At 71.5% G+C, this 9290-nt stretch carries 8 protein-coding genes; 6 read left to right on the forward strand and 2 right to left on the reverse strand.

Annotation, left to right across the window (positions count from 1 at the left end; all coding sequences use genetic code 11):
* Positions 1 to 23: 23 nt before the first annotated feature.
* Complete coding sequence (locus UWG_RS0100865) at positions 24 to 1205, forward strand: RCC1 domain-containing protein (protein WP_016905312.1); 1182 nt, start codon at positions 24 to 26, stop codon at positions 1203 to 1205.
* Between the two features lie 99 nt (positions 1206 to 1304).
* On the forward strand, positions 1305 to 2342 hold the full coding sequence (locus UWG_RS0100870) for a methyltransferase (protein ID WP_016905313.1): 1038 nt from the start codon (positions 1305 to 1307) through the stop codon (positions 2340 to 2342).
* A 193-nt stretch (positions 2343 to 2535) separates the two neighbouring features.
* Here the strand turns inward: UWG_RS0100870 and UWG_RS0100875 are convergent, their stop codons facing one another.
* Together UWG_RS0100875 and UWG_RS0100880 are read right to left on the reverse strand one after the other, a co-directional pair.
* Positions 2536 to 3384 (reverse strand): GNAT family N-acetyltransferase, encoded by an 849-nt coding sequence (locus UWG_RS0100875; protein ID WP_050988485.1) that lies wholly within the window; start codon positions 3382 to 3384, stop codon positions 2536 to 2538.
* A 168-nt stretch (positions 3385 to 3552) separates the two neighbouring features.
* On the reverse strand, positions 3553 to 4350 hold the full coding sequence (locus UWG_RS0100880) for an SDR family NAD(P)-dependent oxidoreductase (protein WP_016905315.1): 798 nt from the start codon (positions 4348 to 4350) through the stop codon (positions 3553 to 3555).
* Between the two features lie 103 nt (positions 4351 to 4453).
* Between UWG_RS0100880 and UWG_RS0100885 the strand changes: the two genes are divergently transcribed.
* From UWG_RS0100885 to UWG_RS0100900, 4 genes are all read left to right on the forward strand, one after another.
* The gene (locus UWG_RS0100885) at positions 4454 to 5998 is read left to right on the forward strand and encodes an MDR family MFS transporter (RefSeq protein WP_029391057.1); all 1545 of its coding nucleotides are present in this window, start codon (positions 4454 to 4456) and stop codon (positions 5996 to 5998) included.
* A 208-nt stretch (positions 5999 to 6206) separates the two neighbouring features.
* Positions 6207 to 7160 (forward strand): NAD(P)-dependent oxidoreductase, encoded by a 954-nt coding sequence (locus tag UWG_RS0100890; protein WP_016905318.1) that lies wholly within the window; start codon positions 6207 to 6209, stop codon positions 7158 to 7160.
* A gap of 43 nt (positions 7161 to 7203) precedes the next feature.
* The gene (locus tag UWG_RS0100895; RefSeq protein WP_016905319.1) at positions 7204 to 8871 is read left to right on the forward strand and encodes an outer membrane protein assembly factor BamB family protein; all 1668 of its coding nucleotides are present in this window, start codon (positions 7204 to 7206) and stop codon (positions 8869 to 8871) included.
* Positions 8872 to 8953: 82 nt separating this feature from the next.
* The coding region (locus tag UWG_RS0100900) for an NAD(P)-dependent oxidoreductase (RefSeq protein WP_016905320.1) at positions 8954 to 9290 on the forward strand (337 nt) is incomplete at its 3' end.

Raw genomic sequence — 9290 nt, forward strand, 5'->3', positions numbered from 1 at the left:
CGACAGAAGCAGGAGAAGAGACTGTGGCACGCACACTGACAAGCTGGGGCGACAACACCAACGGCCAACTCGGCGACGGCGCTTCGGCGCACCGCTGGACACCCCAGGAGCTGAAGGGCCCCGAGAACATCGCGACGACGGACGCCGGCAGCGGCCACGCCTTCGCGCTCGGCATCGACGGCGACCTGTGGGGCTGGGGGCGCAACGCCTTCGGCCAGCTCGCCGACGGCACGACGGAGAACCAGAACGCACCCGTGCGCGCCACCGGACTCCCCGGGCGCGTCCTCAAGGTCGGCGCCGGCGGCGGGCACACGGCGGCGCTCCTCGACGACGGAACCGTCTGGGCCTGGGGTGCCGGGTTCTTCTGCGCCCTCGGCGAGGACGAGTTCGGCGTGCAGATGCAGCCGCTCCTCGTGCGGGGCCTGGAGGACGTCGTCGACCTCGCGGTGGGCGGGGCGCACAACCTGGCCGTGAAGGCGGACGGTTCGGTCTGGTCCTGGGGCCGCGACGACCGGGGCCAGCTCGGCGACGGGCCCGACAGCGAGCGCGAGGGCCGCATCGTCCGCAGCTACATGAGCGCCTCCTTCGACTGCCGCCCGCGCCCGGCGCGCGTCGAGGGCCTCGAGCCCGCGGTGGCGGTCGCGGCGGGCGGCGGGCACAGCATGGTCGTCCACGCCGACGGCAGCCTCTCGGCGTGGGGCTTCAACGACCGCGGCCAGCTCGGCGACGGCACCTTCGAGGACCGTCCGGCACCGCAGAAGGTCCGCGGCATCCCGGGCGTCGCGCAGATCACCGGCGGCTACCACCACACCGTGGCGCTCATGGTGGACGGCACGGTCTGGGCCTGGGGCCTCAACGACGGCGGCCAGCTCGGCGACGGCACCACGCAGGACCGCGCCGAGCCCCGCGCGGTCAGCGGCCTCTCCGGCGTCAAGAGCGTGTCGGCGCACGGGGGAGGCACCGACGCGGCCCCGGGCAACGGCGGCCACAACCTGGCGCTCCGCTCCGACGGCACCGTGTACGGCTGGGGCTGGAACAACTACGGCCAGCTCGCGGCCGACCCGGCGACGGCGAACGTACTGACGCCCCGCCAACTGCCCCTGGACAGGCCGGCGCTGGACGTCACGGCCGGCGGAGAGATCCCCGTGTCCAACAAGTTCATGGCCAACCCGGGCGGCGGTTTCGGCCTCGCCCTGCTCGGCTGACCCCACAGCCGAGGCCGGGCCTCCGGACGGGAGGCCCGGCGACCGACCTGTCCGCACGCCGCGGCTCCGCCCGGAGCCGACCGCAGAACGGAGTCCCTGATGACACCCGAGCAGACGCTGCCTGCACCGAGCCGTGCGGCAGCCCTCTCCGAGCTGATGTTCCCCTCCACCCCGCGGTGCCTCGCACTCGCCGCCGAGTACCGGATCGCCGAGCTGCTCGCCGAGGGCCCGATGGCGGTCGCCGACCTCGCCGCCCGCGCGTACGTCGAACCCGGGCCGCTGCACAAGGTGTTGGCCCTCCTCACGGAGGACGGCGTCTTCGAAGAGACCGAGCCGGGCGTCTTCGCCAACACCCCCCTCTCCGAGCTCCTCCAGGCCGACATACCCGGTTCGATGCACGCCATGGCGCGCATGGTGGGCAGCCCGTGGCTCTGGGACTCCTGGGGAGCCCTCGACCACAGCCTCGCCACCGGGCGCCCGGCCTTCCGCAAGGTGCACGGCACCGCGCTGTGGCCGTGGCTCCAGGAACACCCCGACGAGGCGCGGATGTTCAACCGCGCCATGACGGACTTCACCGAGGCCCTCTCCGACGCGCTCGTCGCCGCCTACCCCGAGTTCGCCACCATGTCGGCCGTCTGCGACCTCGGAGGCGGCGAGGGCACCTTCCTCGCGACGATCCTCGACACCTACCCGTCGCTCGGCCGGGGCGTCCTCGCGGACCTGCCGCCCGTCATCGAGCAGGCGCGCAAGCACCCGCAGGTGATGCCGCTCGTCGAGCAGGGGCGGTTCGACTTCGCCGCCGCCGACTTCTTCTCCCAGGTGCCGGTCGGCATCGAGGCGTACGTGACCAAGCAGGTGATGCACTCCTGGCCCGACGCCGCGCTCGTGCGGCTGCTGCGGCGCTGCCGCGAGACCTCACCAGGGGCGCGGTTCGTCGCGGCCGAGATGGTCCACCACGACGGGGTGGCGCGGTTCGTGAAGAACTTCGACCTCGTCATGCTCGCCACCATGAGCGGACAGGTCCGCGACGAGCGGCAGTTCGCGGACCTCTTCGACCAGGCCGGCTACCGGCTCTCCCGGATCGTCCCGACGGGTACCGCCTTCTCCCTCATCGAGGCCGTGCCGCACGGGCTCTGAGACCGGCGGCGCGCTGGGGTGGCGCGCCGCCTTCCGCGCGGGAGAGGTGCTCCGACTCAGGGGGAGGAGCACCTCTCCCGTCTTTTGCGCGTACGGACAAAGAACTGCCCGGAATCCACGCCGTGCCGCGTGAATTCCGGGCAGTTCGCCTTTCACGTCCGGGCCGCAGATCCGGCGGAACGCCGCGCGAGTCCTACTCGAATCGGTACTCGACCGTCGTCCCCTGGTTGCGGAAACCGAACGAACGGAACAGGGATTGCGCCGCCGTGTTCTCCGCCTCCGTGAAGAGAACGAAAGTGGAGGCGCCTTCGGCGCGGCCCCGCTCCAGCGTCTCGGCGAAAAGCGCTCTCGCGTATCCGCGCTCGCGCCGCTCGGGGACCGTGTGCATCGGCGTGATGCGAACCACGCCGTCGCTCGCCGGTGTCCTGCCGACGATCGCGGCGACCTCGCCGTCGTCCCAGACGAGCAGGTGTCCCGAGGCGATCTGCCGCTGCGCCGAGCGCCGCGCCTCCTCGCGGCTGATCCCGGAGCCCGTTGCGGCCTCCAGGAAAAAGTCGGTGAGGGGCTCCAACTCCCCTTCCGTCGCGGTCCTGGCGCGCCCCGGGGGCGTCTGACCGGGGAGGGAGGGCAGGGCGGTGTCGAGTCTCAGGATGTGCTCCGTGCGCCCTGCGACCGCCGTGCTGCCCGTCGCGCGCGTCCACTCCTCCACGAACGCCTCGGCCGCCCGCGTCGGACCGAGTACGCCGGCGACCGGTGCGCCCGTCTCGTGGAGCGAGGCGGCGCAGGCGGCCGCGGCGCTCGCCTCCATCCCCGAGAGGATGGCGAGATTCGGCGGCACGCAGACGCACCCGCCCGCTGTGCCGCCGCCGGATTCCGCTTCGTCGACCGCCCAAGTCCAATACGCGGTCGGCCCCTTTCCTCCGCTCTTCCGCATTCCCTCCATCATGGTGAGGAGAATGCTGTTCCCCACCGGGTCGGAGCGCACATGGGCGCCTGCTGCCTCGATGAACTCTTCCGCATTGTTCGTCGTTTTCGCGCTCATGCCGCGAAGATAGAGCAGCACATTTTCCGGGGCAATAGGACGCGGCCGGAAATGATGTGAACGCCGGATTCCGTATCCCTGTGCGGCAGTTGGTGCGCTACGGCGGCCGCCCCTTCCCGAACCGCGGCAAGCGGCTCGCGCGGGCGCCGCACCGACTGCCGCCCGTGTTCAGCCCTTTCCGGGCCGCTGCATCATCCCCGCGGTGACGCCCGCCGTCATGCCCCCCTCCAGACCGAGGAGGGAGCCGGTGACGAAGGAGGATTCGTCACCGGCGAGGAAGGCGACCGCGGCGGCGACCTCGTCCTCGGAGCAGATGCGCCCGAGCGCCGTGCCGGCGCCCGCCCGCTCCATCGCGCCCGGCTGCCCCTCGACGCGCTTGCGGAAGTCGGCGGTGTCGACGGGGCCGGTGATCAGCGCGTTGACCCGGACGCCGGCCGGGCCGGCCTCCAGGGCCGCCGCCTTCGTGAGCCCGACGACCCCGTGCTTCGCGGCGGTGTAGGCGGCGAGCCCGAAAGCAGTGCCCTGGACACCCGCCGTACTCGCGTTGTTGACGATGCTTCCGCCGCCCGCGGCCTTCATCGCGGCCACCTCGTGCTTGAGGCAGAGGAAGGTACCGGTGAGGTTGACGGCGAGCACCGCGTCGTACGCCTCCCTGGGAACCCTGTCGATCGGGCCGAACGCGCCGCCTCCGCCCGCGTTGTTGAACGCCGCGTCGAGCCGCCCGTGCCGCTCGACCGTCCCTCCGACGAGGCGTGCCACGTCCTCCTCGCGCACGACGTCGGCGGCGACGAACTCCGCACGTCCGCCCTTCGCTCGGATGTCCTCGACCACGGCTGCGCCCCGCTCCGCGTTGCGCCCCGAGACGACGACGTGCGCTCCCGCGAGCGCCAGCGCCTCCGCCGTCCTCGCTCCCATGCCCGCGGTGGAGCCCGTGACGATTGCGATCTTTCCGTCGAGCTGAGGCATCGGTCCTCCTGCCCTTGACGACCAAATTTGTTTGTATAGCCTATACGAATAGTGGCCCGGGGCAAGTCCCGACCGGGCTCCAACTTCGTTCGAGGAGTGCTCGATGAGTGCCACCCAAGCCGCGCAAGGTGCCGACGCGGCGCCTCAGTTCTCGCGCAGAACGTTCCTCACGGTCTTCTGCGCGCTTGTCATGGCCATGTTTTTGGCGGCTCTGGACCAGACGATCGTGGCGACCGCGTTACCCACCATCGCCGGTGACCTGGGCGGGGTGAACCACCTCTCCTGGGTGGTGACCTCGTACATGCTCGCCGCGACGGCGGCCACCCCGCTCTGGGGAAAGCTCGGCGATCTCTACGGCCGCAAGCGGATGTTCCTCACCGTTATCGCGATCTTCCTCGTTGGCTCCGCGCTCTCCGGACTCTCCGCCAACATCGGGCAGTTGATCGCCTTCCGTGCGTTCCAGGGCCTGGGCGCCGGCGGGCTGATGGCGATCGCGATGGCCATCATCGCCGAGATGGTGCCGCCTCGCGAGCGCGGACGCTGGCAGGGGTACGCGCAGTCCTGCTTCGTCATCGCCGGCGTCGTCGGGCCGCTCATCGGCGGGGCCTTCGTCGACCAGCTCTCCTGGCACTGGATCTTCTACATCAACCTGCCCATCGGGTTCGTCGCCGCCCTGCTCGTCGTCTCCGTGCTGCGACTGCCTTTCCGGCCCAACAAGCACCGGCTCGACTACCTCGGCTCCGCGCTGCTCAGCGGTGCGATCGTCGCCGTGCTGCTCATCTCCGTCTGGGCCGGCGACCAGTACTCCTGGGGTTCCGTCGAGATCATCGGCCTCATCGCCGCCGCCGTCGTCCTGCTCGGGCTCTTCGTCCTGCAGGAGCGCCGGGTCGACGAGCCCGTGGTGCCGCTGACGCTCTTCAAGGACTCGACGATCCTCGTCGCGACCGTCGGCCTCTTCCTCACCGCGGCTGCGCTCTTCGTCGCGACGGTGTACACGCCGCTCTTCCTCCAGGTGGTCAACGGCGCCACGGCGACCGAGTCCGGGCTGATGCTGGTGCCGATGATGATCGCCACCGTCGTCACCCTCACCATCTCCGGCAAGGTCGTCTCGGCCACGGGGCGGTACAAGTTCTTCCCCGTCTCGGGGCTCGTGGTGATGGCGGCCGGGCTCTTCCTGCTCTCCACCCTCGACACCGGATCCGCGACCTGGCTCACCTCCGTCTACCTGGTGATCTTCGGGCTCGGGTTCGGGCTGGTGAGCCAGGTGCTCATCGTCGCGGTGCAGAACGCCGTGGACATGCGGCAGTTGGGCGTGGCCACCGCTGCCGCGAACTTCTTCAGGTCGCTCGGCGGCGCTATGGGCGTCACCATCTTCGGCGCCGTCCTCAACTCCGGTCTGCGGCACTGGATTCCGCGCGAGGTCGACGGCGCGGTGCTCCAGGAGAAGGGGGCGCAGGGCGTCCTGCGCGATCCCGAGACCATCCGCGGGCTGCCCGACGCCGTGCGCGAGGGCGTGGGCACGGCGCTCGCCAACTCCCTTCAGTCCGTCTACCTGTTGGCGATGGTGATCGCGCTCGCCGGTGCGGTCGTGGCGCTCTTCCTCAAGGAGCTCCCGCTGCGGTCGGCTCCCGGTCCGCAGAAGAAGTAGCGGCGGGCGTGCTCTGCTCGGCGGCGGACGGGGCGACGTCGAGCAGAGCGCGTCAACGTGAACTCCCTCGGGTTCGAGGGGACTTGGACTCTCGTCAGAGTGAGTGTTCACTCGCTATGCTGGGGTGGCCCGCCCGGCCGGTGCGTGTCGCCGGCCCCGGCGCTCCGCCCGTCGTCCTCTCGAACACCGAAGGAAGCAGGGAGAGATCATGGAAGGCACGCTCGAAACGACCGCCTCCGGCGCCGGTTCCCAGGCCCCCCTGCCGCGGATCGGCGTGGTCGGGCTCGGCACCATGGGGGGAGGGATGGCGGCGCGGCTGCTCGACGAGTGCGGCCGGCTCGTCGTCCACAACCGCACCGCCGCGCGCGCCGAGCCGCTCGCGGCCCGCGGCGCCGAGGTCGTCGCAGATCCGGGCGAGGTCGCCGCCGCGAGCGATGTCGTCGTGCTCAGCCTCGCGGACGAACAGGCCGTCGAGCAGACCCTCTTCGGCTCGCACGGCGTCCTCGCCCGGCTCCCCGCAGGCGGCGTCGTGGTCGACACCAGCACCGTCTCGCCCGCGTTCGCCAGGAGGACGGCCGAGCGGGTGCGCGCGACGGGGCACCGCCTCGTCGACGCGTGCATCATCGGCAACGGCGTACACGCGCGCCAGGGCGAACTCCGCTTCATGGTGGGCGGGGAGAAGCAGATCTTCGACGAAGTCGCCCCGATCCTCGACGTGTTGGGCAAGGAAGTGCGGTACCTCGGCGGGCACGGGCTCGGCGCGAGCGCGAAAGTCGTCCTCAACCTGCTGATGGGCGTGGAGATGCAGATGCTCGCCGAGGCCGTCGTCCTCGCCCAGCGGGCCGGCATCGAGCGGGGCGCCGTGCTGGAGATGATCAGCAACAGCGGCTTCAGCTCCCCCGTGATGCGCTACAAGGCGAGCGTGATGGGTCGCGGGGAGTACGGCGACCCCCAGTTCCGACTCGACCTCATGCACAAGGACATGCGGTTGGCGACGGACGAGGCCGACGCGCTCGGCGTCGAAGCGCCGCTCTGCGCCGAGACCCGCGACGCGCTCGCCGCAGCCGCGGAGGCCGGCCTCGGCGACGCGGACTGCGCCGCGATCCTCGCCCACGCCGAGTCCCTCGCCGGGCTCGCGCCGCTCCCCGGCACTGCAGGCTGACCGCCGGCGCCCGCAAGCCACCCGTCCGAGACAGGAGTTGTACATGCCGACGACACACCCCGACCGCAGACGGACCGTCAGAGCCTCCGTCCGCACGGGACTCTTAGCCCTCGCGCTCCTCCTCGCCTCCCTGCTCCCGCTCGCGCCCGGCGGCACCACGGCGCACGCCGAGGGCGAGGCGAGCGCCCGCAGCGGTTCCGGTGGGGACTGGCCGAGCTGGCAGCACGACCTCAGCGGCACGCGCTACAACGGCGACGAGAAGAAGCTCACCCCCGCCAACGTCCAACAGCTCAAGCAGAAGTGGGCGTTCGGGCACGCCGACGTGCCCGGCGTCTACCTCGGCAGCCAGCCCGCCGTCGTCGACGGCGTCCTCTACACCGGGGGCGCCGACGCCACCTTCCACGCCCTCGACGCCCGAACCGGCGCCAAGAAGTGGACCTTCGACCTGCGCTCCGCCATCGGCGACGACGTCGGCGACAAGGACCCGGTCCGCTCGGGCCCCACCGTCTCGGGCGGCACCGTCTACTTCGGGGACAACCAGGGCCACCTCTACGCCCTCGACCGCCGAACCGGCAAGCCGCGCTGGCACACCCGCCTTGACGACCACCCGACGGCGCAGATCACCGGCTCCCCGCTCGTCTACCGGGGCAGGGTGTACGTCGGCGTCGCCAGCTCCGAGTCGGGCTCCCCGGCCGACCTCACCTACCCCTGCTGCACCTTCCGCGGCTCGCTCGTCGCCGTCGACGCGCGCGACGGCTCCGTCGACTGGCGGCACTGGACCGTCCCCGAGCCGAAGCGGACCGGCTCGTGGCCCAACGGAGCGGCACGGTACGAGCCTTCGGGCATAGGGGTGTGGAGTTCGCCCGTCGTCGACCCGGGCACGGGCAACGTGTACGTCGGCACCGGGCAGAACTACACCGGAACCGAGGGCGAGACCGACTCGCTCCTCGCGCTCGACGCCGCCACCGGCGCCGTGCGCTGGCAGCAGCAGGCGACCCATCCCGACACCTACACCGTCCCCTGCGACGAGCCGGGCCAGGAGGAGTACTGCCCGGGCAAGGCCGACGGCACCGACCTCGACTGGGACTTCGGCTCCAGCGCCAACGTCTTCACCGCCGACGGGCGGCGCCTCGTCGGGATCGGCCAGAAGAACGGCGTCTACCACGCCTTCGACGCGCGCACCGGCGAGAAGGTCTGGAAGCGCGCGCTCGTCGAGGACCCCGGCACCCGCGGCGGCCAGTCCGGCATCCAGTGGGGCACGAGCTGGGACGGCGAACGCCTCTACGTCGCCACCTGGTTCGCCTCGCCCGGCACGCTGTACGCGCTCGATCCGGCGACGGGCAAGGTGGAGTGGGAGCGGCCGACGCCCGAGGACGGCTGCGAGTGGGGCGGTGCGGCCGAGCACCCGGAGTTCTGCGAGGCCGCCTTCACCCCGGCCGTCACGGTTACGCCCGGCATCGTGTGGGAAGGCAACGCCGACGGCAAGATGCGGGCCTTCTCCGCCGATACGGGGAAGGTCCTCTGGCAGTACGACGTGATCCGCGACTTCTCCACCGTCAACGGGGTCCCGGCGCGCGGCAAGGCGCTCTCGGGCGGCGGCGGCGCCGTCGTCGCGGACGGCATGGTCTACGTGCAGGCTGCGTACTATCCCGAGTACCCGAGCGAGGTCGGCGGCGCGCTGCTCGCCTTCTCCTTGCCGGGCAGGAAGTGACCGCGCAGGGACGGCTGCTGCGCACGTACCACGGTTCGTCAACGGGGGCCTGGAAGGGCTCCACCATCGAGGGAGCACTGTCATGAAACTGGTCGTGGTAGGTGCGGCGGGCCGCACCGGCCGGCTGATCGTCGAACGCGGTCTGGAGAACAAGCACGAGGTGCGCGCGGTGCTCCGCGATCCGAGCCGCCTCCAACTCACCGACGAAAACCTCGAGTTGGTCACCGCCGACGTCCTCGCCGACGGGTCGCTCGACGGGGCCCTCGACGGCGCGGACGCCGTGGCCGTCGCGCTCGGCACGCCGAACCGCTCGACCACGACCGTCTTCTCGCAGGGGATGCGGAACGTCGTCGCGGCAGCGGGCAAGTCGGGCACCCGGCGGCTCCTCACGATGTCCTCGGCCGGGCTGGAGGTCGGGC

This window comes from Streptomyces xiaopingdaonensis (assembly GCF_000262345.1).
GTDB classification, from domain to species: domain Bacteria; phylum Actinomycetota; class Actinomycetes; order Streptomycetales; family Streptomycetaceae; genus Streptomyces; species Streptomyces xiaopingdaonensis.

Bases quoted from the DNA above. Each gene is read 5' to 3' on its own strand.
- UWG_RS0100875 (WP_050988485.1), bottom strand. From the start codon at position 3,384: ATGAGCGCGAAAACGACGAACAATGCGGAAGAGTTCATCGAGGCAGCA.
- UWG_RS0100870 (WP_016905313.1), top strand. From the start codon at position 1,305: ATGACACCCGAGCAGACGCTGCCTGCACCGAGCCGTGCGGCAGCCCTC.
- UWG_RS0100880 (WP_016905315.1), bottom strand. From the start codon at position 4,350: ATGCCTCAGCTCGACGGAAAGATCGCAATCGTCACGGGCTCCACCGCG.
- UWG_RS0100890 (WP_016905318.1), top strand. From the start codon at position 6,207: ATGGAAGGCACGCTCGAAACGACCGCCTCCGGCGCCGGTTCCCAGGCC.
- UWG_RS0100895 (WP_016905319.1), top strand. From the start codon at position 7,204: ATGCCGACGACACACCCCGACCGCAGACGGACCGTCAGAGCCTCCGTC.
- UWG_RS0100885 (WP_029391057.1), top strand. From the start codon at position 4,454: ATGAGTGCCACCCAAGCCGCGCAAGGTGCCGACGCGGCGCCTCAGTTC.